The 21,069-nt window shown below is 31.1% G+C and carries 21 protein-coding genes; 14 read left to right on the top strand and 7 right to left on the bottom strand.

Annotation, left to right across the window (positions count from 1 at the left end; genetic code table 11):
- Positions 1 to 2 precede the first annotated feature (2 nt).
- Positions 3 to 575: a YdeI family protein gene (locus Q4512_RS09045; RefSeq protein WP_303423957.1), complete on the top strand. Its 573-nt coding sequence runs from the start codon at positions 3 to 5 to the stop codon at positions 573 to 575.
- Positions 576 to 633: 58 nt separating this feature from the next.
- Positions 634 to 1,845, top strand: coding sequence for a bifunctional alpha/beta hydrolase/OsmC family protein (locus Q4512_RS09050; protein WP_303423958.1), 1,212 nt, complete (start codon positions 634 to 636; stop codon positions 1,843 to 1,845).
- Positions 1,846 to 1,901: 56 nt separating this feature from the next.
- Here Q4512_RS09050 and Q4512_RS09055 read toward each other — a convergent pair whose 3' ends face one another.
- The 3 genes from Q4512_RS09055 to Q4512_RS09065 form a co-directional block, all read right to left on the bottom strand.
- Entirely contained in the window at positions 1,902 to 3,368 is a 1,467-nt protein-coding gene (locus Q4512_RS09055; protein WP_303423959.1) for a magnesium chelatase, read from the bottom strand.
- A 72-nt stretch (positions 3,369 to 3,440) separates the two neighbouring features.
- Entirely contained in the window at positions 3,441 to 4,568 is a 1,128-nt protein-coding gene (locus Q4512_RS09060; protein WP_303423960.1) for a VWA domain-containing protein, read from the bottom strand.
- Between the two features lie 54 nt (positions 4,569 to 4,622).
- Positions 4,623 to 5,300 carry a Crp/Fnr family transcriptional regulator gene (locus tag Q4512_RS09065; protein WP_303423961.1) on the bottom strand — a complete coding sequence of 226 codons (678 nt, stop codon included), beginning with the start codon at positions 5,298 to 5,300 and terminating at the stop codon, positions 4,623 to 4,625.
- A gap of 106 nt (positions 5,301 to 5,406) precedes the next feature.
- Between Q4512_RS09065 and Q4512_RS09070 the strand changes: the two genes are divergently transcribed.
- The 12 genes from Q4512_RS09070 (at position 5,407) to Q4512_RS09125 (ending at position 17,573) form a co-directional block, all read left to right on the top strand.
- Positions 5,407 to 7,785 carry a heavy metal translocating P-type ATPase metal-binding domain-containing protein gene (locus tag Q4512_RS09070; protein ID WP_303423962.1) on the top strand — a complete coding sequence of 793 codons (2,379 nt, stop codon included), beginning with the start codon at positions 5,407 to 5,409 and terminating at the stop codon, positions 7,783 to 7,785.
- Between the two features lie 85 nt (positions 7,786 to 7,870).
- Positions 7,871 to 8,059, top strand: a complete 189-nt coding sequence (gene ccoS, locus Q4512_RS09075) for a cbb3-type cytochrome oxidase assembly protein CcoS (RefSeq protein WP_303423963.1) — start codon at positions 7,871 to 7,873, stop codon at positions 8,057 to 8,059.
- A gap of 5 nt (positions 8,060 to 8,064) precedes the next feature.
- Positions 8,065 to 10,242, top strand: coding sequence for a cytochrome-c oxidase, cbb3-type subunit I (gene ccoN, locus Q4512_RS09080; RefSeq protein WP_303423964.1), 2,178 nt, complete (start codon positions 8,065 to 8,067; stop codon positions 10,240 to 10,242).
- A 10-nt stretch (positions 10,243 to 10,252) separates the two neighbouring features.
- Positions 10,253 to 10,444: a CcoQ/FixQ family Cbb3-type cytochrome c oxidase assembly chaperone gene (locus tag Q4512_RS09085; protein ID WP_303423965.1), complete on the top strand. Its 192-nt coding sequence runs from the start codon at positions 10,253 to 10,255 to the stop codon at positions 10,442 to 10,444.
- On the top strand, positions 10,441 to 11,328 hold the full coding sequence (locus Q4512_RS09090) for a cbb3-type cytochrome c oxidase N-terminal domain-containing protein (RefSeq protein ID WP_303423966.1): 888 nt from the start codon (positions 10,441 to 10,443) through the stop codon (positions 11,326 to 11,328). Before Q4512_RS09085 ends, Q4512_RS09090 begins: the two co-directional genes overlap by 4 nt.
- A gap of 20 nt (positions 11,329 to 11,348) precedes the next feature.
- Entirely contained in the window at positions 11,349 to 12,773 is a 1,425-nt protein-coding gene (gene ccoG / locus Q4512_RS09095; protein WP_303423967.1) for a cytochrome c oxidase accessory protein CcoG, read from the top strand.
- Positions 12,774 to 12,946: 173 nt separating this feature from the next.
- Positions 12,947 to 13,393: a FixH family protein gene (locus Q4512_RS09100; RefSeq protein WP_303424036.1), complete on the top strand. Its 447-nt coding sequence runs from the start codon at positions 12,947 to 12,949 to the stop codon at positions 13,391 to 13,393.
- Positions 13,394 to 14,095: a sulfite exporter TauE/SafE family protein gene (locus tag Q4512_RS09105; RefSeq protein ID WP_303423968.1), complete on the top strand. Its 702-nt coding sequence runs from the start codon at positions 13,394 to 13,396 to the stop codon at positions 14,093 to 14,095.
- A 58-nt stretch (positions 14,096 to 14,153) separates the two neighbouring features.
- Positions 14,154 to 15,581 (top strand): aspartate aminotransferase family protein, encoded by a 1,428-nt coding sequence (locus tag Q4512_RS09110; RefSeq protein WP_303423969.1) that lies wholly within the window; start codon positions 14,154 to 14,156, stop codon positions 15,579 to 15,581.
- A 95-nt stretch (positions 15,582 to 15,676) separates the two neighbouring features.
- Entirely contained in the window at positions 15,677 to 16,096 is a 420-nt protein-coding gene (locus Q4512_RS09115; protein ID WP_303423970.1) for a CBS domain-containing protein, read from the top strand.
- 178 nt (positions 16,097 to 16,274) lie between these two features.
- A complete protein-coding gene (locus tag Q4512_RS09120; protein ID WP_303423971.1) occupies positions 16,275 to 17,096 on the top strand; it encodes a universal stress protein in 822 nt (273 codons plus the stop codon).
- A 42-nt stretch (positions 17,097 to 17,138) separates the two neighbouring features.
- Positions 17,139 to 17,573: an Rrf2 family transcriptional regulator gene (locus Q4512_RS09125; RefSeq protein WP_303423972.1), complete on the top strand. Its 435-nt coding sequence runs from the start codon at positions 17,139 to 17,141 to the stop codon at positions 17,571 to 17,573.
- 317 nt (positions 17,574 to 17,890) lie between these two features.
- Here Q4512_RS09125 and Q4512_RS09130 read toward each other — a convergent pair whose 3' ends face one another.
- Genes Q4512_RS09130 through Q4512_RS09145 form a run of 4 tightly spaced genes read right to left on the bottom strand, consistent with a single transcriptional unit; the run spans position 17,891 to position 21,067 of the window.
- On the bottom strand, positions 17,891 to 18,343 hold the full coding sequence (locus Q4512_RS09130; RefSeq protein WP_303423973.1) for a hypothetical protein: 453 nt from the start codon (positions 18,341 to 18,343) through the stop codon (positions 17,891 to 17,893).
- Positions 18,344 to 18,355: 12 nt separating this feature from the next.
- The gene (locus Q4512_RS09135) at positions 18,356 to 19,138 is read right to left on the bottom strand and encodes an ABC transporter permease (protein ID WP_303423974.1); all 783 of its coding nucleotides are present in this window, start codon (positions 19,136 to 19,138) and stop codon (positions 18,356 to 18,358) included.
- Positions 19,131 to 19,838 carry an ABC transporter ATP-binding protein gene (locus Q4512_RS09140; RefSeq protein WP_303423975.1) on the bottom strand — a complete coding sequence of 236 codons (708 nt, stop codon included), beginning with the start codon at positions 19,836 to 19,838 and terminating at the stop codon, positions 19,131 to 19,133. Before Q4512_RS09140 ends, Q4512_RS09135 begins: the two co-directional genes overlap by 8 nt.
- Complete coding sequence (locus Q4512_RS09145) at positions 19,832 to 21,067, bottom strand: nitrous oxide reductase family maturation protein NosD (RefSeq protein WP_303423976.1); 1,236 nt, start codon at positions 21,065 to 21,067, stop codon at positions 19,832 to 19,834. Before Q4512_RS09145 ends, Q4512_RS09140 begins: the two co-directional genes overlap by 7 nt.
- Positions 21,068 to 21,069 lie beyond the last annotated feature (2 nt).

The raw sequence follows: 21,069 nt of genomic DNA on the forward strand, positions 1-21,069 counted from the left end.
CAATGGAATTAGAAGAATTATACTTTAAATCTGATACAGAATGGCGAGAATGGCTACACATAAATCACAATAGTGATAAAGGTATCTACCTCATCTTTTACAAAGTAGATCATAAAAACGAAAGTATGCGATGGGAAGAAGCCGTTAGAGTTGCTTTATGTTATGGTTGGATTGATTCTACTGTAAAAAGTTTAGGTAACGGAAAACGAAGACAATACTTCTGCAAAAGAAATCCTAAAAGTATTTGGAGCGCATTAAACAAAAGGCACATTAAAGAGTTAATAGCTAAAGATTTAATGCATCCAAAGGGTATAGAAATTATTGAAGTAGGTAAGAAAAACGGAAGTTGGACTGCTTTAGATGCTGTAGAAAAAGGCATTATTCCGGATGCATTGCAACTTGCTTTTAATAAAAACCCTAAAGCTTTTGAAAACTACAACAACTTTGCGCCTTCCTACAGGAAAAGCTATTTATATTGGCTACAACAAGCAAAACGTGAAGCGACTAAACAGAAAAGAATTATAGAGATTATTAAACTCTGCGAAGCGAATATTAAATCTAGAAATACTCGCTAATAATCTTATTATTTGAAAGGCTTCTTATTTTTTTCGACTGAATAGAAAATTGTTTAAAATGAATATTCAAAAAGTCAATTTCACAAACGCAGAAGGTCAAAAATTAATTGGTAGATTAGAACTTCCGGTAAACCAGCATCCGCATAACTTTGCCATATTTGCACATTGTTTTACTTGTAATAAAAATCTATCTGCAGTAAAAAATATTACGCGAGAGTTAACTGCTAACGGATTTGGAGTATTACGTTTTGATTTTACTGGATTAGGAGAGAGTGAAGGTGATTTTGAAAATACTAATTTTTCAGGTAATGTAGAAGATTTAATTAATGCTTCAAATTATTTAAAAGAAAATCATACTGCTCCTACTCTATTAATAGGGCATTCTTTAGGTGGAGCTGCTGTTATTTTTGCGGCATCTAAAATAGAATCTGTAAAAGCGGTTGCAACAATTGGCGCCCCTTCTAACCCAAAACACGTGCAACATTTAATTCAAAATAGTGTAGAAGAAATTAAAACTACAGGTAAAGCACATGTAAATATTGGAGGAAGAGCATTCACCATAAAAAAACAATTTTTAGACGATATTGAAACAAAATCATTACCAGATGTAGCACAAAATTTACGTAAAGCATTATTGGTAATGCATTCACCTCAAGATGCAACCGTTGGTATTGCTAATGCAGAAGAAATCTATGTAGCAGCTAGACATCCAAAAAGTTTTGTGACACTAGATGGAGCAGATCATTTATTAATGAAAAAAGAAGATTCTATTTACGTTGGAAGCGTAATTGCTACTTGGGCAAAACGTTATATTTCACTACCAAAAAAGGAAACGCTTTCCACTTCTCATCAAGCAGTTGCTAGTTTAGATGCAGATGAAGGTTTTACCACACAAATGACAGTGGGAAATCACACTATGCTAGCAGACGAGCCAACAAGTTATGGCGGAAACGACTTTGGTCCATCTCCTTACGAATTTGTTTCGGCAGGATTATCGGCTTGTACAGCAATGACTGTTCAAATGTACACCAAAAGAAAAGGTTGGGATTTACAAAATATTAAAGTTCATACTTCACATACAAAAGCAACAAAGCAAATTGTTGAAAATGGTGAAAACAAAGAAATTAAAGTAGACACTTTTAATAGAGAGATTAAACTAGAAGGAAATTTAGACGAAAAGCAAATACAACGTATGCTTCAAATTGCAGATAAATGTCCTGTACATAAAACATTGCATAGTGATATAGAAGTGGTTACTAAGCTTGTATAAATAAAAAACGCATCCATAGTATTGGAAGCGCTTATTATTTATAATTTACTGGATGGTTATAATCCACTAATATAACTTCCGTAAGGGTCTTTAAACTGGATGCCTTCAGTAAATCTATATTTACTCAACAGCTTATATTCTACCAAAGCCCAAAGCACAAATTCTTTTACAAAATAACTTTCCTCTTTAGATAATTTTGGTTGATGTTCTGCTAATAGATCATCTAAAGGTGAAACAGCATCTAACAAACTCTTATACTCCTTATCTCGCAAACCATCTAATAATTCAAAACCTTCTGAAGCATTAAAAAACCAAGATACAATAGCATCATAAGGACTTTCCTCTTCTTGTTTTTTCAACTTTTCTATCTTCGGAAAAAACTCAGGAAACAAGCTTTTAACTGCTTCCCCAATTAAGTTATATGCTACTTGAGCTGCCCCTTCTTGTTCTCCTTCATATACCAATTCTACTTTACCTGTTATTGCAGGAATAATTCCTAAAAAGTCTGATAGGCGAATGGTTGTTTTAGCATCATCAGACTTTAAAGCACGCAATTCTGCAGCACTCAATAAATTTTCAAAAGCAGTAATACTAAGACGTGCACTTACACCACTTTTCTCGTCTATAAAGTCGCTATCACGAGCTTCAAAAACAATTTGCTCTAATAAATCTTTAGCTAATTCTGGTACGTGAATACTTTCTTTTTGACGACCATCCGACTTTGCTTCTTGTTGTGTAATGGTTTTTGCGGTTTCAATATCTGTAGGATAATGCGTTAATATTTGCGATCCAATTCTATCTTTTAAAGGCGTAACAATACTTCCTCTATTGGTATAATCTTCTGGATTTGCAGTAAATATAAACTGCATATCTAAAGGTAAACGTAATTTAAACCCACGAATTTGAATATCTCCTTCTTGCAAAATATTAAACAAAGCCACTTGAATTCTAGCCTGTAAATCTGGTAATTCATTAATTACAAAAATACAACGGTTTGCACGAGGAATCATTCCATAATGAATAACACGATCGTCTGCATAACTTAGTTTTAAATTCGCAGCTTTTATAGGATCTACATCTCCAATAATATCTGCAACGGTAACATCTGGTGTGGCTAATTTTTCGGCAAAACGTTCGCTTCTATGCATCCAGATAATTGGTGTGTCGTCCCCTTTTTCTGCAATTAATTCTGTTGCAAAACGAGATATTGGCTGTAACGGATCGTCATTAATTTCTGAACCTTCTATTACTGGAATATATTCATCTAACAAATTAAGCATCAAACGTGCTAAACGTGTTTTTGCTTGTCCGCGTAATCCTAAAAAATTAATATTATGTCTCGACAAAATAGCGCGTTCTAATTCTGGAATTACAGTATTTTCATAACCATGAACACCTTCAAAAACAGTTGTTTTATTCTTTATTTTTTCAATTAAATTATCTCTTAATTCGTCTTTTATAGATTTACTTTTATATTCCGCTTTTTTTAATTCGCTTAAAGTTTTTATATTTTTTATTTCCATAGTTTTTTTAAAATCTTTTTCATTGAAGTGATTCAACCTTTTCACTTATAGCTTTACACTTTTAACTTATTTCTATCCTTTAATTCTTTTTTTTCTGTTTGTTTCGTAATCTTCAAAAATCATTTCACCTAAACCTTTTAATCCTGTATAAAATGCTTTTCCTTGGTTTGCCTTAGTAAACTCTTCAACAAATTGCATTAAATAAGGATCTTGTGCAATCATGAAAGTAGTAATAGGAATGTGTAATTTTCTAGCCTGTTGTGCTTGGGCATAACATTTATTGGTGATATACGGATTTAAACCATTACTGTCTTTATAATAAGTTCCGTCCGGCAAGCGCAAACAACTTGGTTTCCCATCGGTTATCATAAAAATTTGTTTGTTGGTGTTTCGTTTACGTCGTAATAAATCCATAGCCAACTTTAATCCTGCAACAGTATTTGTATGATAAGGGCCAACATTTAGATATGGTAAATCTTTAATTTTAATTGGCCAAGCATCGTTACCAAAAACTAAAATATCTAATGTGTCTTTTGGGTAGCGTGTGGTAATTAATTCGGCTAAAGCCATCGCAACTTTTTTGGCAGGTGTAATTCTATCCTCTCCATAGAGAATCATACTGTGGCTAATATCTATCATCAACACCGTGCTCATTTGTGATTTGTGTGTAGTTTCTTCAACCACTAGATCATCTTCGGTAAGATTAAAATTGCCTATTCCATGATTTATTTGGGCATTTCTTAGGCTTTCGGTTATAGAGACTTTATCCAAACTATCTCCAAATTGATAATTTCTAAAATCGCCTGTATGTTCATCTCCTATTCCTGTCCCCTTACTTTTATGATTCCCTGCACCACTTCGTTTTATGTTACCAAAAATTTGATCTAATGCAGACTGCCTAATGGCACGTTCCGTTTTTGCAGTAATGGCATTGCCTTTTTTTCCATCTGGTTTCATCTCTTCTCGAATATAACCTTTTGCTTTAAGGTCTTCAATAAAGTCATCAATGGTATATTCTGGAGTCGTTAACTCATATTCTTTATCTAAGTCACGAAGCCAACTTATAGCTTCATCAAAATCACCAGAAGTATGTGTAATTAACTCTTTAAATATATCGAAAAGCTTTTCGAAAGGAGATTGTGAAGGAGCTTCGTAAGTTTTAAACACGAAGCCTTTTTTGTGTATACTTTCTTTTTTCATAGCTGTATAAAAATACAACTAATTCCATTTAATTTTTATAAAATTTTTATAAAACTATTCTACTTTTTTTAAAGCTTCCATATCTACAATTTTAATATGTTTACCTTCAGTAGCTATAAGTCCATCTTTTTTAAATTGGGATAGAATTCGTATTGCAGACTCTGTTGCTGTACCAACCAAATTAGCATAGTCATCTCTAGAAAAATGAATAGATAAAAAGCCCTTTTCATTTTCTCCAAAGTTTTCAAACATGTAAATTAGAATTTCGGCTATTCTGTTTTTAACAGATTTTTGCGCCATATTTACTATAATGTTGTCTGAATCCCTTAAATCATTAGCCATTTGCTCTAACATAGAATGACAAAAATCTGGGTTCTTACTTAAATCATCTACAACTTCTCGTTTAGGAATGAAACAAACTTCCATATCATTAAGTGCAACTGCACTTAAATTTGCAGATTCATTACCTATTAAAGAACGCTGTCCTAATAAGTCTCCTTTTACAACCAATTTTACAATTTGATCTCTTCCGTTTGGGCTTAATTTAGATAACTTACAAATACCTTCTTTAATACAGTAAATTCCATTTATCATTTCACCTTCTTCAAAAATAGTTTCTCCCTTTTTTATCGTTTTAGAAGTTTTACAGTTAGAAACTCTAACTAATTCTTCTTTAGATAAACTTTTTAAAGCATTAAACTGCCTAACAATACACTGATCGCAACTACTCATAGTATAATATAAATTGTTTTGTAAAATTAATTAAAACATGACAAATATCATATTATAATTGCACTTGTTTTGTGACTTTTGTTACAGGTATAAAAGAGCAAATATTATGGACAAATCCACTTGTTTTCATTGTGGTGATGATTGTGATTCTACAATTATAAAATTCGACGAAAAGTCTTTTTGTTGTACTGGTTGTAAAACGGTTTATGAAATTTTTTCAGAAAACGATTTAACCTGTTATTATGATATGCAAGCTTCCCCTGGAGCAATACCGAAAGAGATTCAAGGTAAATACGATTTTCTTTCTAAAGAAAACATCATAGAAAAACTAACCGAATTTAACGATGGCACCACACAAATTGCTACACTCTACATACCGCATATTCACTGTAGTTCTTGTATTTGGATTCTAGAAAACGGGAACAAATTAAACCCTGGAATAACAGCTTCTCAAGTTAATTTTGGTAAGAAAACGGTTCGTGTTACTTACCATACCGAAAAAACATCGCTTAAAGAAGTGGTATTACTTTTAAGTAGTATTGGTTATGAACCTTATATTTCTTTAGACGATTTTAAAACAGGCAAAGAACACATAAACAGAACCCTTATGTATAAATTAGGTATTGCTGGTTTTGCATTTGGAAATGTTATGTTCCTCTCGTTTCCTGAGTATTTTGAAGTTGGTGAATTCTGGTTAGAAAAATACAAACATTTATTTCGTTGGTTAATGTTTGCCTTTTCACTTCCTGTAGTATTTTATGCTGCACAAGATTATTTTATTTCTGCTTATAAAGGGCTACGAGCAAAGATTTTAAATATAGATGTTCCTATTGCCCTTGGTATTGCTGTACTTTTTATTCGAAGTACAATGGAAATCATCTTCGATTTAGGCTCTGGATTTTTCGATAGTTTAACCGGTTTAGTTTTCTTTTTATTACTAGGAAAATTCTTTCAACAAAAAACCTATTCCTTCCTATCGTTTGAGCGCGATTACAAATCGTATTTCCCAATTGCGGTAACTAAAATTTCTTCGGAAAAAGAGGAAACTCCAATTCAGGTGTACGAAATTAAAAAAGGAGATAGACTACTTATTAGAAACGAAGAATTAATTCCTGTTGATGGAATACTTATTAACGGAAAAGCCAGAATTGATTATAGTTTTGTTACTGGAGAATCGGAAGCAGTAAGTAAAAAATCTGGAGACAAATTATTTGCTGGTGGAAAACAAACTGCTGGAGTTCTAGAAATGGAAGCTCTAAAATCGGTAGAGCAAAGTTACCTCACACAATTATGGAGTAACGATGTATTTAGTAAAAATAAAGAAGACGGTTTTACGACCTTAACCAATAGTATAAGCAAACGTTTTACCATTGCAGTTTTGAGTATATCAATATTAGCAACACTATTTTGGTTATTTAAAGATGCTAGTAAAGCCATGAATGTATTTACAGCAGTACTTATAATTGCTTGTCCTTGTGCCATTGCCCTCTCTGCTCCTTTTACCTTCGGAAATTTGCTTCGCATCTTTGGAAAGCAAAAATTTTATGTAAAGAATGCTTCGGTTATCGAACAATTAGCAGCTATTAATACGATCATTTTTGACAAAACGGGAACTATCACTTCTAATAAAAAAAGTACGGCAACCTATGAAGGTGAAACGCTTTCTACTTCCGAAGAAACTCTACTAAAAAATACGCTTCGTGGTTCTAACCATCCGTTAAGTAGGACACTTTATGATATTTTAGACGAAAACAATATCATTACATTAAATCATTTTGAAGAGCATTTAGGAAAAGGTATTGAAGCTTCTCATAACAACGAAAACATAAAAATTGGTTCTGCTAGCTTTGTGGGTTCTTCAGAAGCTTCGGTTTTAAATACTGCGGTACATATTAGTACAAATAATATATATAGAGGAAAATATACTTTTTATAATAGCTATAGAAAAGGGTTGTCTAAACTATTCAATAAACTAAAAAAACAATATGATTTAGTAATTCTTTCTGGAGATAATGAAGGAGAATTAGAAAATCTAAAAAAAATACTTCCAAGTAAAACGAAATTAATTTTCAATCAAAAACCAGATGATAAGCTAGAATACATAAAATACCACCAAACCGAAGGCGCCAAAGTACTTATGATAGGAGACGGTTTAAATGATGCTGGTGCCTTAGCACAAAGCAATGTTGGTATTGCACTTTCTGAAAATGTAAATGTCTTCTCTCCTGCATGTGATGCCATTTTAGATGCTTCAAAATTTAATCAGTTAAACAAATATATTAAAGCCTCTAAAAGTGCTATAAAAATTATTAAATGGAGTTTTGTATTGTCATTTATATATAACATTATCGGTCTCTATTTTGCGGTAACCGGACAATTAGCCCCAGTTGTAGCAGCAATTCTAATGCCTTTAAGTTCTATTAGTATTGTAGTATTTACAACTATTGCAACCAATATTTTAGGTAAAAAACTGGCAAGAAATTAGAATGATTAAAAATAACCAAACATGATAAAAATCATGTTTTAAGAATGCTATCCAATGTAATTTTGAACCATAACTTCTAATAGGTATGAGTGTTATATATATATTATTAACTATCAGTATTTTAGTTGCAATTGTTTTTTTTGCAGCTTTTATATATGCATTAAAAAAAGGACAATTTGATGATAACTATACACCATCTGTTAGAATGCTTTTTGAAGACGAACTGGTAAAAGATCAAACTAAATCAACTATAAAAACTAAAAAGACGAATTAATTATTATGGAAGTACAACAATTTTATTACGATAACAAAATCGTTAAAAATTTCCTTTACGCAACCATACTCTGGGGAGTAGTAGGTATGTCAGTAGGTTTACTGCTTGCGTTCATGTTTTTATTCCCAAACTTAACCGACGGAATATCCTGGTTAAGCTTTGGCCGTTTAAGACCATTACACACCAATGCGGTAATCTTTGCCTTTGTTGGTAATGCTATTTTTGCTGGTGTTTATTACTCAACACAACGGTTACTTAAAGCAAGAATGTATAGTGACTTATTAAGCAAAATAAACTTTTGGGGTTGGCAACTTATTATAGTAGGTGCTGCTATTACATTACCTTTAGGTTATACATCAACAAAAGAGTATGCCGAATTAGAATGGCCGTTTGATATTGCCATTGCTGTTATTTGGGTCGCTTTTGGTATTAACCTTATTGGTACTATGCTTAAACGAAGACAACGTCATTTGTATGTAGCTATTTGGTTTTATATAGCAACTTTTGTTACAGTTGCTGTACTTCATATATTTAATAGTTTAGAACTACCAGTAAGTGCAATGAAAAGTTATTCTGTATACGCAGGCGTTCAAGATGCTTTAGTACAATGGTGGTATGGACATAATGCAGTTGCTTTCTTTTTAACGACACCATTTTTAGGATTGATGTACTATTTTGTACCTAAAGCTGCAAATAGACCTGTATACTCTTATAGATTATCAATTGTTCACTTTTGGTCCTTAATATTTATATATATTTGGGCTGGACCACACCATTTATTATATACCGCTTTACCAGAATGGGCGCAAAGTCTAGGTACTGCATTTTCAATTATGTTATTAATGCCTTCTTGGGGAGGAATGATAAACGGACTATTAACACTTCGTGGCGCTTGGGATAAAGTAAGAACAGATCCTGTTTTAAAATTTATGGTTGTAGCAATTACTGGTTATGGTATGGCTACTTTTGAAGGTCCAATGCTTTCTCTTAAGAATGTAAATGCTATTGGTCACTTTACCGATTGGATTATTGCACACGTTCACGTTGGTGCTTTAGCATGGAATGGTTTCTTAACCTTTGGTATGATTTATTACCTAGTTCCTAAATTATTTAAAACAAAGTTATTCTCTACAGGCTTAGCTAATCTACATTTCTGGGTTGGTACATTAGGTATTATAATGTACACTTTACCAATGTATGTTGCTGGGTTTACGCAAGCTAGTATGTGGAAACAATTTAATCCTGATGGAACTTTAGTTTATGGTAACTTCTTAGAAACAGTTACCGAAATTATGCCTATGTACTGGATGCGTGCTATTGGAGGAACGCTATATATAACAGGAATGTTAATTCTTGTTTATAATGTAGTTGTTACCATAAAAAGCGGTAGTAAAGTAGAAGATGAATTAGCAGAAGCTCCTGCATTACAACATGTGTCTAAAAAACGTACTTCTGGAGAAGGATGGCACACTTGGTTAGAACGTAAACCAATTAAATTAACTATTGGAGCAACAATTGCTATTTTAATTGGTGGTATTGTACAAATAGTTCCTACCATAATGGTTAAATCAAATATACCAACTATTGCTAGTGTAAAACCATATACTCCTCTAGAATTAGAAGGTCGAGATATATACATTCGTGAAGGTTGTGTTGGTTGTCACTCACAAATGGTAAGACCTTTTAGAAGTGAGGTAGAACGTTATGGTGAATACTCTAAAGCTGGAGAATTTGTTTACGATCATCCATTCCTTTGGGGAAGTAAACGAACTGGACCTGATTTACATCGTATTGGTGGAAAATACTCAGATAACTGGCATTTAAATCATATGTATGACCCACAAAGTACTTCTTCTGGTTCTATCATGCCATCTTATAAATGGATTGTTAAAAATGAATTAGACAAATCGATGACCGAAGCTAAAATGGAAGTCATGGTTAAATTAGGGGTTCCTTACACAGATGAAGAAATAGCAAATGCACAACAAGCAATGCTAGATCAAGGTACCAAAATTGAAAAAAACCTATATGCAGATCCAGATTTTGCAGAAACCTATGAAGCAGATAAAACTGCTGGAGGTCCAGAATTTATTGAAATGCGCAATCGTGAAATAGTAGCACTTATTGCTTACTTACAACGTTTAGGTACAGATATAAAAGTAAAAGATTTAGAAACCAATTAAAACTAGAATTATGCTAAAATTTGTAAAAAATTATATGGATAGTATTTCTGGAATTGAAGTATATCCAATTATATCCTTATTAATTTTCTTTGGCTTTTTTGTAGTTCTTTTTTTATGGGTTTACACAGCAAAAAAAGAATATATACAAACAGTAAGTAACATTCCATTAGAAAACGAAAACCAAAACCAAACAGAAAAATGAAAAATTTTATACCATCTTGGGTAAGAGTACCTGTTATATTCTTTATCATATTCGGTCTAGTAGAGTATTTTGTAGACTCTGGTAGTAAACCTGCATTTATTGAACAACCTATAATTATGCTATTCTTATTATTAGTATTAGTTATACTTATTGCTACAGAAGCTATTGTAGGTTCTATGGATAATATACTTTATCAAAGTTTAGATGAAGAAGGAAAAGCAAGGTATGCCGCTTCTAAAGAAGTTAAAACACCTAAATCTATTAAATGGTTGCAAGAAACTTACACCAAGTTACTAGGAGCAAAACCAATACAAGAAGAACACGAAATAATTTTAGACCATAATTATGATGGTATTAAAGAACTAGATAATAACTTACCACCATGGTGGGTATATAGTTTCTATATTTCTATAGTTTTCGGCGTTGTTTATTTACTTAAATTCCATGTCTTTAATGGTGAAAATCAATATCAAGAATTAGAAATGGAATATGCACAAGCTAAAATAGATATTGAAGAGTACAAAAAAACAGCCAAAGACTTAGTTGATTTTAATACGGTAGAAATCTTAACCGATGCTGCTGATTTAGGAAATGGAAAGAAAATTTTTGAAACCAACTGTGTTGCTTGTCATAAAGCAGATGGTGGTGGTGGAATTGGTCCTAACCTAACAGATAAGCACTGGATTTTAGGTGGTGGAATTAAAAATGTTTTTAAAACAATTACAGAAGGTGGTCGAGATGGTAAAGGAATGATAGCTTGGAAACAAAGTTTAAAACCATCAGAAATTAATCAAGTAGCTAGTTACGTATTACAATTTCAAGGTACAACTCCTGCAGAACCAAAAGCAGCAGAAGGTGACATTTGGGAAGAAACTCAAGAATAAGAACCTAAAGAACAAACATTTTGGAAACTCCAGAAAACGAAACATTTAGAGACAGTATTGGAACGATAAATGAAGAAGGCAAACGCGCTTGGGTATACCCAAAAAAACCAAGCGGGAAATTTTATGAAAAGCGTAAAATAGTAAGTTATATCTTATTAGCTTTTCTTATTGCTGCACCATTCATTAAAATTAATGGGAACCAGTTCTTAATGTTTAATATTTTAGAACGTCGTTTTAATATTTTTGGATTTCCTTTTTGGCCACAAGATTTTCATCTATTTGTAATCTCGATGATTATAGGGGTTATTTTTATAGCACTATTTACCGTGGGATTCGGACGTATTTTTTGCGGATGGATTTGTCCGCAAACCATTTTTTTAGAAATGGTTTTTCGTAGAGTTGAATACTGGATTGATGGAGACAGAAATAAACAACGCAAACTAGACAATCAAAAATGGGATGCAGAAAAAATAAAAAAACGCCTGTTAAAATGGTTTATATTTTTAGTCATTTCATTTATTATTGCGAATGTTTTTTTAGCTTATTTAATAGGTAGTGATAAACTATTACAGTATATAACAGATGGCCCTTCTAATCATTTAGGAACCCTTTTCCCTCTATTAATATTTACTGCAGTTTTCTATTTTGTATTTGCTTGGTTTAGAGAACAGGTTTGTATTATTGCGTGTCCTTACGGAAGATTACAAGGTGTACTTTTAGATAATAAATCGATTATAGTTGCTTACGATCATGTAAGAGGTGAAGGAGAAAATGGACGTAAAAAATTCAGAAAAAACGAAGATCGACAAGAACTTGGTCATGGAGATTGTATTGATTGTTTACAATGTGTACATGTATGTCCTACAGGAATAGATATTCGAAATGGTACACAATTAGAATGTGTAAACTGTACAGCTTGTATCGATGAATGCGATCATATAATGGAAAGTATTAACCTTCCTAAAGGCTTAATTAGATATGCTAGTGAAGATGAAATAGAAAAAGGTGAAAAGTTCAAACTTTCTGCTAGAATGAAAGGATATATTGCTGTATTAATTATTCTTATGGGTGTACTTAGTGGTATGTTATTATTAAGAAACGATGTTGAAGCTAGAATATTAAGACTTCCAGGACAGCTGTATGAGCACAAAGGAGAAACCGTTATTAGCAACGTTTTTACTTATAAATTAGTTAATAAAACAACTCAAGAAATAGAGAACGTAAACTTTAAACTTAGAAAGTATAAAGGAACAATAAAACTGGTATCCACATCAGACAATTTTATAGTTCCCGCACAAGGATTAGCAGAAGGCACACTGTTTATTGAAATAGATAAAAGTCAACTAAAAGGAGACAAAAACAAACTCATGATTGACGTGTATAGTGGAGACAAATTGATTGAAAATACAAGTGTGAACTTTTTAGGACCAAGAAGTTATAATTAAAAAAAAATGTTTGTATGCTAAAGCGCATTAAGGATTGAGCAATTTGTTTGAGCTCCTTGAAAAGAGCGAGTTGTGAAAGCCTGACCTGAAGTACAACGAAAGGTAATGCCCAAAAACAAATGAACTAAAATATGTTTAATTAAAAAACTCCTGTTTTGACAGGTAATACTACTATGAAATTTAATTGGGGAACAGGAATAATTATAGCGTTTATAGGATTTATAAGCTTTATCATGTACTTTATTATTACCATGATGACAGACAGTACATACGATCATGATCTGGTAACCGAAAATTACTATAAACAAGAATTAGAGTTTCAAAACGATATTAATAAGGAAACGAATGCTAAAAGTTTAACAAGCAATATTACTTGGAAAAAAACAGAAGAAGGCATACAAATTATATTTCCTGAAGATCTTTCGATTAATAGCATATCCGGGAAAGTGTTCCTATATAGACCATCTAATAAACAATTTGATTTTGAAACGCCTATTTCATTATCAAACCACAATTTGCTCATACCTGACAAACGTTTGTTAGATGGTCGTTGGAACATTATAGTAGATTGGCAATATAACGGAAAAAACTATCTATACAAAAAAGAAATTGTCTATTAAATGCTTTGGTCTGCACTCATATTTGGTCTATTAGGAAGTTTTCACTGCGTTGGTATGTGTGGTCCTATTGCTTTTATGTTACCAGTAGACAGAAGTAATTCTTTAAAAAAAGTAACACAAATATTTACCTATCATTTTGGCAGGCTATTAGCTTACGCAATAATTGGTTTGTTTTTTGGTTTGATAGGAAAAAGCCTTTACATCTTTGGAATTCAACAACAGCTATCTATTTTTTTAGGGATTATTATGATAGTTGTTGTTGTAATTCCGTCAAGAATTTTCAATAAATACAATTTCTCAAAACCTATTTACAAATTAATATCTAAAGTTAAATCTTCGTTAGGCAAAGCGTTAAAAAAGAAAACTGCAGACACTTTTTTAACTATAGGTTTTCTTAATGGTTTTTTACCATGTGGTTTAGTTTATATGGCCGTTTTTGCTTCTTTAGCAATGCAAAATGCATGGCAAGGAAGTTTATACATGGTATTGTTTGGATTGGGTACTATTCCATTAATGACTTCTGCTATTTATTTAGGTAAATTTTTAAATACCAAAATGAAGCAACGTATTCAAAAAGGGATTCCTATTTTTGTAGTCATTATAGGATTATTATTTATTCTTCGTGGTTTAGGTCTAGGTATTCCTTACCTCTCTCCTGCTCCAATTGTAGATATTGCGTCTAGTGCAATAGAATGTCACTAAATAAGTGGTTTTTTATAAATAGTACACCTATTCATTAAAAAAACAAAAAAAGCCCTTAATGAACAATTCGCATAAACTGCAATTAACTAAAGAAGAAATGAAACAATATGGTTATCAAGTAATTGATACAATTGTAGCACATTTTGATACCGAAAACACAAAGAAACCTGTTGCATCTGCTTCTAGAGAAGAAATGGATCTACTGTTTAAAACCGAAGCGCCACAAGAAGCAACAAACTATAAAGATGTATTAGACTTTGTAACCGAAAAAGTATTACCCAACAGTAATATTGTAACACATCCAAAGTCTTATTCTTTTGTACCAGGACCAAGTAATTTTGTTAGTGTTATGGCAGATACTTTAGCTACTGGATTCAATATTTTCTCTGGCGGTTGGGCAGCTTCTCCTGCTGCTGCAGAATTAGAAATTGTAACCATGAACTGGTTATTAAAACTATTTAAATTTCCAACAAAAAAAGGTGGAGGGATTTTTACAAGTGGTGGCTCCATGGCGAATCTAACTGCTTTGGTAACAGCAAGAAGACAACGTTGTGGCGACGATTTTGCAAAAGCTATTATTTATCTTTCCGATCAAGCACATTCTTCTAATATTAAAGCAATTCGTGTTTTAGGATTTAAAAAAGAACAAATTCGAATTATCCCTACAGATATTGAGTTTAAAATGGCTATTAATAAACTTAAAAATGCGATTGCAAAAGATAGATTAGAAGGCTTGCAGCCCTTTTGTATTATCGCTTCCGCTGGAACAACAAATACAGGAACCGTAGACCCTTTAAACGAAATTGCTAAAATATGTAAAGTCGAAAAACTTTGGTTTCATATTGATGGTGCTTATGGTGCTGCTGCAATTTTATCTAAAAAAGGAAGCCAAGAATTAAAAGGAATTGAAAAAGCAGATTCGTTAGCTATAGATCCGCATAAATGGTTATACCAACCGTATGAAATGGGCTGTTTATTAGTAAGAAATCATAAATGGTTAAGTCAAACTTTTACAGAGAAGCCAGAATATTTAAGAGATATTGAAGGGAATACTTCCGAAATTAATTTTTACGACCACGGAATTCAATTAACGCGTCGCTTTAGAGCTTTAAAATTTTATATGTCGATGAAAACTTTCGGGCTTAACGCTTTTAAAAAAGCAGTTTCTTATTCTATCGATTTAGCCGAAGAAGTAGAAGCACATTTAAGAAAAAGCCCTAATTGGGAAGTCGTATCTCCTGCTACCCTTGCTGTAATTAATTTTAGATATAATCCTATTGGAAAAAATTATTCAGAAAAAAGGCTCGATGCCATAAATCAAGAAATCTCTAAAAAAGTAGTAAGCTCTAGAGAAGCACTATTGGTTACCACCATTTTACAAAAGCAAATCGTTTTACGCATGTGTTTAATTAATCCTAGAACCACAATTCTAGATGTAAAAGACACTATAAAAACTTGCGAGAATTTTGCTAAAGAAATTGTTTAACTTTATTTAAAAATAAAGCCTTTAAGCTGACTTTTGTCATATTTATTTTTTGGGTTTTAAACTATCTTTAATATAGAATTTAAAACCAAAACATTATGAGAAAAAGAATACCAGTTTCGACAATTATGACAAGAGATGTAATTACTCTTAATCATTCCGACGATTTAGATGTAGCTGAAAAATTATTCAAAAAAAATAATATTCGTCATATTCCAGTGGTAAGTGGAGATAAAATAATTGGTATGTTAAGTTATACCGATTTATTACGAATTAGTTTTGCTGATGCCATTGATGAAAACGAAAGTGATGTGGATACAGTAGTATATAATATGTTTAGTATAGAACAAGTAATGGCTAAGAATTTAACAAGCATTACTTCAAATACAACGATTAAAGAAGTTGCAGAAATATTAGCAGAAAAAGAATTTCATGCATTACCAATAGTAGATAATGATAAGTTAATTGGAATTGTAACTACCACAGATTTAATAAACTATTTAATAGAACAGTTTTAATATTCTTGCTATTAAATAATAGCTTTAATTAGTAAATCCTAGAGCATTTTTTAGAAAATGGTCTAGGATTTCTTCATTTATAACAAATACTACAAACGATTTATGTAGCGAACTGATTTTAATCATATTTTTTTGAAAGCATATTTTATAACTTGATGTATAACAAACAATTAAAATTATGCAAAACATATTACTTCTCACCGATTTTTCTAATAATGCAAAAAATGCAATACACTATGCGTTACATTTATTTAAAAATGAAAAATGTACTTTTCACTTAATGCATGTTTACAAAATAGGCAGTTATATTTCTGATGATTTAATGTACGCTTCAAAAGAAAGTGTTTTTGAATCCTTAACTAAAGAGCCAAAAGAAAAATTAGAAGCACTTGTTGAAGAGTTAAAAAACAAATTTAATAATGAAAATTATGCATTTGAAACTATTATTGATTTTGATGTTTTTATAGATGCCATTAATCAAGCTATTAGGTCCAAACAAATAGATTTTGTTGTTATGGGAACCAATGGAGCTACAAGTGCAAAAGAAGTTCTCTTTGGTAGCAATACGGTGCAAGTAGCTCGAAAGATTAATTGTAAAACATTAATCATTCCAGAAGCCTATTCATTTACTCCTATTAAGGAACTCTTATTACCTCTAGACCCTTTCGATGCTATAGATGGAAAACAGTTTGCAAGTTTATTAGAATTTATAGAAAACAACAAATTACGAATGCATGTTTTACGGGTAAATCCAAACAATGAAAATAGGGATATTGAAGATAAAGATGTCGCAAATTTATACCGTTATAATTGTAAATATTACATTGTTAATGATGTCCCTATGGATTCTGCTATCTCAAGTTATATGCAAACTAACAATATAGACTTCCTATCTTTATTTATTAAAAACGAGGGCTTTTTAGAAAACTTCTTTTCTAAAAAGAATACTAAAATAACTATTGCTAAAATAAATAAACCTATACTTGTTTTACATCCTTAATTAAAATATTGTGTTAAATTTGCATCAGCATTTAAAAAAGATATGTTTTCGAAAGCTTGTGAATATGGAATAAGAGCATCTATTTTTATTGCGAAAAACTCGCAAGAAGGAAATCGTGTATCTCCTAAAGAAATTTCTGAAGAAATAAATTCGCCTAAAGCCTTTACAGCAAAAATTTTACAAGCATTAGTAAAACATAACATTGTTAAATCAATTCGTGGTGCTCATGGTGGATTTGAGATTAATAAAGATAAAATTGTTACAATAAAACTTTCGCAAATAGTACTAGCTATAGATGGCAACTCTGTTTATAGTGGTTGCGGATTAGGATTAAAAACTTGTGATGAAAACCATCCTTGTCCAGTACATGATAAGTTTGAAAGTATTAGGAATGAATTAAAGTACATGTTAGAAACTACCAATTTGGAAGAATTAGCCCAAGGCATAAAATCTGGCACTTCCTTTTTAAAGGTTTAAAAAATTTGAATACAAATAGGTTAAATTTATCCTAAATAAAAACAACCTTACTTCAATAAGTAATCAAAAAAAACATATACATTATGCAATGCACTTGTTGAAAATTAAAAAAAAAATTAATAATGTGAATTATCGTTTTGAAACGATTTTTATTGATTCAATAACTCAGGCTATCACAAACCATTATATAGATTTTTTTATCTTTATTTGATAAAAATGAGAGTTTTTAGAACATTTATTTTCTAAAGTAAAACGAATATTAACCTTTCAAAAATAAGCAAAGCGGCTTTGGTATTACATCCTAAAAAAGAAATGAATTAGATTTTAAAATAAAGAAAGAAATCATTAATTAATGCTTCTAGTTTTTCCAAATAAACAGCTCCTTCTGTAATATTTTTAGCTTCTTTTAAATTTGAAATTACATCTAGCATAGGAACCAAAACTACATGCAATTGATCATGAGATTCACCAACCATACTGCAGTTTTTAATAATGTATCCTACTTGTGTAGATAATTTTTTACCTAAGCCATTATAGTCTTTACTATTCTCTGCTTTAAACTTTTGGATAATGGCATCCATTTTTACAACTCCACCTTGTGTTTCTAAATTTACAATCCATTTTTTACCATGATTCAACTTTAACTGTAAAGTATCTAATAATGCAACCGCTTCGGTTTCATTTACTTTTATTACTCCTTTTTGATTTTCGGTTTTACAACCAAAAATAAAAACTAAAAACAGTATTAACATTGTTGGTTTTGCTTTCATAAAGTACATTTTTTAAAAGTCTTTTTTCTTCGATTTATTTATTATTCGACCAACTGGTAAAATCACCCAAACAGTTAACATAAAGAAAGACACGATAAGCCCGAAACTGGTCCCAAAAAATTGTTTAAAAACAGCTCCTGTATACCCAAGTAATGCCGAAATATCTAGTTTTAATAAAATTAAAGTTCTAGATAAATCTATAGGATTTAGCATCGTCCCAAATAATGATAATTTATCTAATGGATAATCTTCAAATAGAATTAGTGTCATTAAAAATAATCCGTCATAAATGACAGCAAGAAATAGCCAAAGTAAGATAGCATAGCCAAAGCCTTTGATTTTATTTTCGTTAGAAAGAGCAATATTAAATGCTAATGCAGTAAAAATCAAGGTTAAAAATACTCCTGTAATTAGAAGAAGAGAAAAATCCCAAACAGCACTACTTTCAAACAAACCATAAAACACAAACGGGATTCCTAAACCTAGAATTAAGCTCATAGATAGCGATAATGCTACTCCTAAATATTGTCCTAAAAAGATAGAAGCACGTTTAATTGGTTGTGCTAAAAGTAATTCGGTAAATTCTTGTGAATTATAATAATACATGACACCAAAAATGGTACCTATTAAAGGTACTAAAACAATAATAACATTCATTAAAGTAATAACTGCTTTAGATAAATCATTGTTTAAAAATAGCAAAATAACACCTAGTAATAAATAGAACGCAAAATAGACGTAACTCCAACGACTACGCATCAAATCGAAAAAACTATATCTTAATATTTTAAGCATGATTATTAGTTAATATAGACGCAATTGCATGTTCAAAATCTTGCTGATTGGTCTTGGTTTTTAATTCTTGAATGGAGCCTTTAAAGTAAATTTTACCTTCTAAAATAAATACAATTTCATCAGATATTTCTTCTACAAAACTCATAATATGTGAAGTAATTAGTATTGTTTTCCCTTTTGCTTTCGCTACTTTTATTAGTTCTTTCAAGCGTATTAGAGAAATTGGATCTAAGCCAGTTGTTGGTTCATCCAAAATAATTAAAGGACTATTAAACATAAAGGTTAATACCAGATTTACTTTTTGTTTTGTTCCACCAGAAAGGTTTCCCAATTTTTTATCTAAAAAAGGTTCTAAGCGAAGTAATTCTATTAAACGTTGATCTTCGTCTGTAGGTTTGCGTAAATCCTTAATCATTTTAATTAATTCTTTTACCTTCAAATTACTTGGGAAATTGGCTATTTGTGGCAAGTAATCAATTTTATGTCTGTAATCTGAATTTTTCTTAATTTCTTCACCTAATACAGTGATTTCTCCTTTATCAGGAATAACCATTCCTAAAACTGCTTTAATCAATGTTGTCTTTCCAGATCCATTTGGACCAAGAATGGCAAAAATACCGCCTTCATTAATTGTTAAATTTAAACCACTTAAGACTTGATTCCTTCCGAATTTTTTATGTAAATTTTGAATCGTTACCATGTTATTCTTTTAATTTGTGGGTTCTTGTCTAATAAATTATCTGGTGTAAAAACTGGGGATACTTTTTCAGAAAAATCAATAATATCTATAAACATACTACGTAGTAAAATGATAGTTTCTGGTGTACGGTTTACTATATATGAAAACAATTTCACTGGTCTGTAAGGCACATCTCCTATACCATTTTTATCGAGATCATATCCTGTATAATTGCTCCAATAATTCTTATCAAAAACATTATCGTTTACATTGCTATTGTACGCGATATCAAAAGAGTTATATAAGAAGTTGTTTTCTGTAAAATTATTTGCGTAACACGCTCCTTTTACCTTAATAGCCCATCCGTTATTAGAAAAACTATTGTGTCTATAATTAATACGATTAGAGCCTTCTATGTTAATTCCAATGGTATTATCTTCAAAAATATTGCCTATAATTTCAGCATCATTAATCTCTTTTAATAGCATTCCGTAGGAAGCTGTTCCCCAATTTTCTTTAAAAAGATTGTTATACATTTTTATGCGTTTAGAAAACATAACTGCTACTCCAGCACCATTGTTTTCAAACGTATTATCTTGATATGTATCATCATTAGAAAACATAAAGTGTAAGCCGTAACGCACATTTAGAGTACTAATATTATTTTTAATTAAGCAGTCGTCAGAGAACTCTAAGTAAATACCATCTCTTACATGTTCTACGTAATTATGTTCAATTTCTACATTTTTACTATACCATAATTGAATGCCATTACCAGAGTTGTATTCTTCCACAGCATCTCCAATTATTTTGTTATGATACACTTTTCCATTTCTAGATTTTTCGATATAAATACCAAAGAAAAGTTTTTCTAATACTAAATTCTGAATGACAAAATTTTTGCTGTTTTTAACTCTAATCGCAGCATAATCTTCAGTGTAACTTGTGCCAACATTTATAATAAACAAGCCATCAACGGTAACATTATCTGCTGTTATAGTAATAATTTCACCTTTTTTTTCACCATCAATTACTGGGTAATTTTTACCAATAATTGTTAGTGGTTTGTCTACTACAATTGCATGCTCTTTGTAAGAACCTTTTTCAACTATTATGGTATCAAAATCTTTTGATTGTGTTATAGCCTCTTTTAAAGTTGAAACAGGACAAGTGCTACAAACCTCAATAGTTTGAGCAATACTTATGTTAGCTATGAAAATAGCTATAAAGAAAACCGTTATACTTTTCATGT

Origin of the sequence: Oceanihabitans sp. 2_MG-2023 (genome assembly GCF_030547245.1) — a bacterium.
GTDB lineage: Bacteria > Bacteroidota > Bacteroidia > Flavobacteriales > Flavobacteriaceae > Oceanihabitans.

What these genes read in the sequence shown, in the direction of transcription:
- Q4512_RS09065 (WP_303423961.1), bottom strand. Translation starts at nt 5,300, where the DNA reads ATGAGTAGTTGCGATCAGTGTATTGTTAGGCAGTTTAATGCTTTAAAA.
- Q4512_RS09115 (WP_303423970.1), top strand. Translation starts at nt 15,677, where the DNA reads ATGAGAAAAAGAATACCAGTTTCGACAATTATGACAAGAGATGTAATT.
- Q4512_RS09130 (WP_303423973.1), bottom strand. Translation starts at nt 18,343, where the DNA reads ATGAAAGCAAAACCAACAATGTTAATACTGTTTTTAGTTTTTATTTTT.
- Q4512_RS09140 (WP_303423975.1), bottom strand. Translation starts at nt 19,838, where the DNA reads ATGGTAACGATTCAAAATTTACATAAAAAATTCGGAAGGAATCAAGTC.
- Q4512_RS09145 (WP_303423976.1), bottom strand. Translation starts at nt 21,067, where the DNA reads ATGAAAAGTATAACGGTTTTCTTTATAGCTATTTTCATAGCTAACATA.
- Q4512_RS09100 (WP_303424036.1), top strand. Translation starts at nt 12,947, where the DNA reads ATGAAATTTAATTGGGGAACAGGAATAATTATAGCGTTTATAGGATTT.
- ccoS (WP_303423963.1), top strand. Translation starts at nt 7,871, where the DNA reads ATGAGTGTTATATATATATTATTAACTATCAGTATTTTAGTTGCAATT.
- Q4512_RS09085 (WP_303423965.1), top strand. Translation starts at nt 10,253, where the DNA reads ATGCTAAAATTTGTAAAAAATTATATGGATAGTATTTCTGGAATTGAA.
- Q4512_RS09125 (WP_303423972.1), top strand. Translation starts at nt 17,139, where the DNA reads ATGTTTTCGAAAGCTTGTGAATATGGAATAAGAGCATCTATTTTTATT.
- Q4512_RS09060 (WP_303423960.1), bottom strand. Translation starts at nt 4,568, where the DNA reads ATGAAAAAAGAAAGTATACACAAAAAAGGCTTCGTGTTTAAAACTTAC.
- Q4512_RS09045 (WP_303423957.1), top strand. Translation starts at nt 3, where the DNA reads ATGGAATTAGAAGAATTATACTTTAAATCTGATACAGAATGGCGAGAA.
- ccoN (WP_303423964.1), top strand. Translation starts at nt 8,065, where the DNA reads ATGGAAGTACAACAATTTTATTACGATAACAAAATCGTTAAAAATTTC.
- Q4512_RS09135 (WP_303423974.1), bottom strand. Translation starts at nt 19,138, where the DNA reads ATGCTTAAAATATTAAGATATAGTTTTTTCGATTTGATGCGTAGTCGT.
- Q4512_RS09105 (WP_303423968.1), top strand. Translation starts at nt 13,394, where the DNA reads ATGCTTTGGTCTGCACTCATATTTGGTCTATTAGGAAGTTTTCACTGC.
- Q4512_RS09050 (WP_303423958.1), top strand. Translation starts at nt 634, where the DNA reads ATGAATATTCAAAAAGTCAATTTCACAAACGCAGAAGGTCAAAAATTA.
- Q4512_RS09055 (WP_303423959.1), bottom strand. Translation starts at nt 3,368, where the DNA reads ATGGAAATAAAAAATATAAAAACTTTAAGCGAATTAAAAAAAGCGGAA.
- Q4512_RS09110 (WP_303423969.1), top strand. Translation starts at nt 14,154, where the DNA reads ATGAACAATTCGCATAAACTGCAATTAACTAAAGAAGAAATGAAACAA.
- Q4512_RS09090 (WP_303423966.1), top strand. Translation starts at nt 10,441, where the DNA reads ATGAAAAATTTTATACCATCTTGGGTAAGAGTACCTGTTATATTCTTT.
- Q4512_RS09070 (WP_303423962.1), top strand. Translation starts at nt 5,407, where the DNA reads ATGGACAAATCCACTTGTTTTCATTGTGGTGATGATTGTGATTCTACA.
- Q4512_RS09120 (WP_303423971.1), top strand. Translation starts at nt 16,275, where the DNA reads ATGCAAAACATATTACTTCTCACCGATTTTTCTAATAATGCAAAAAAT.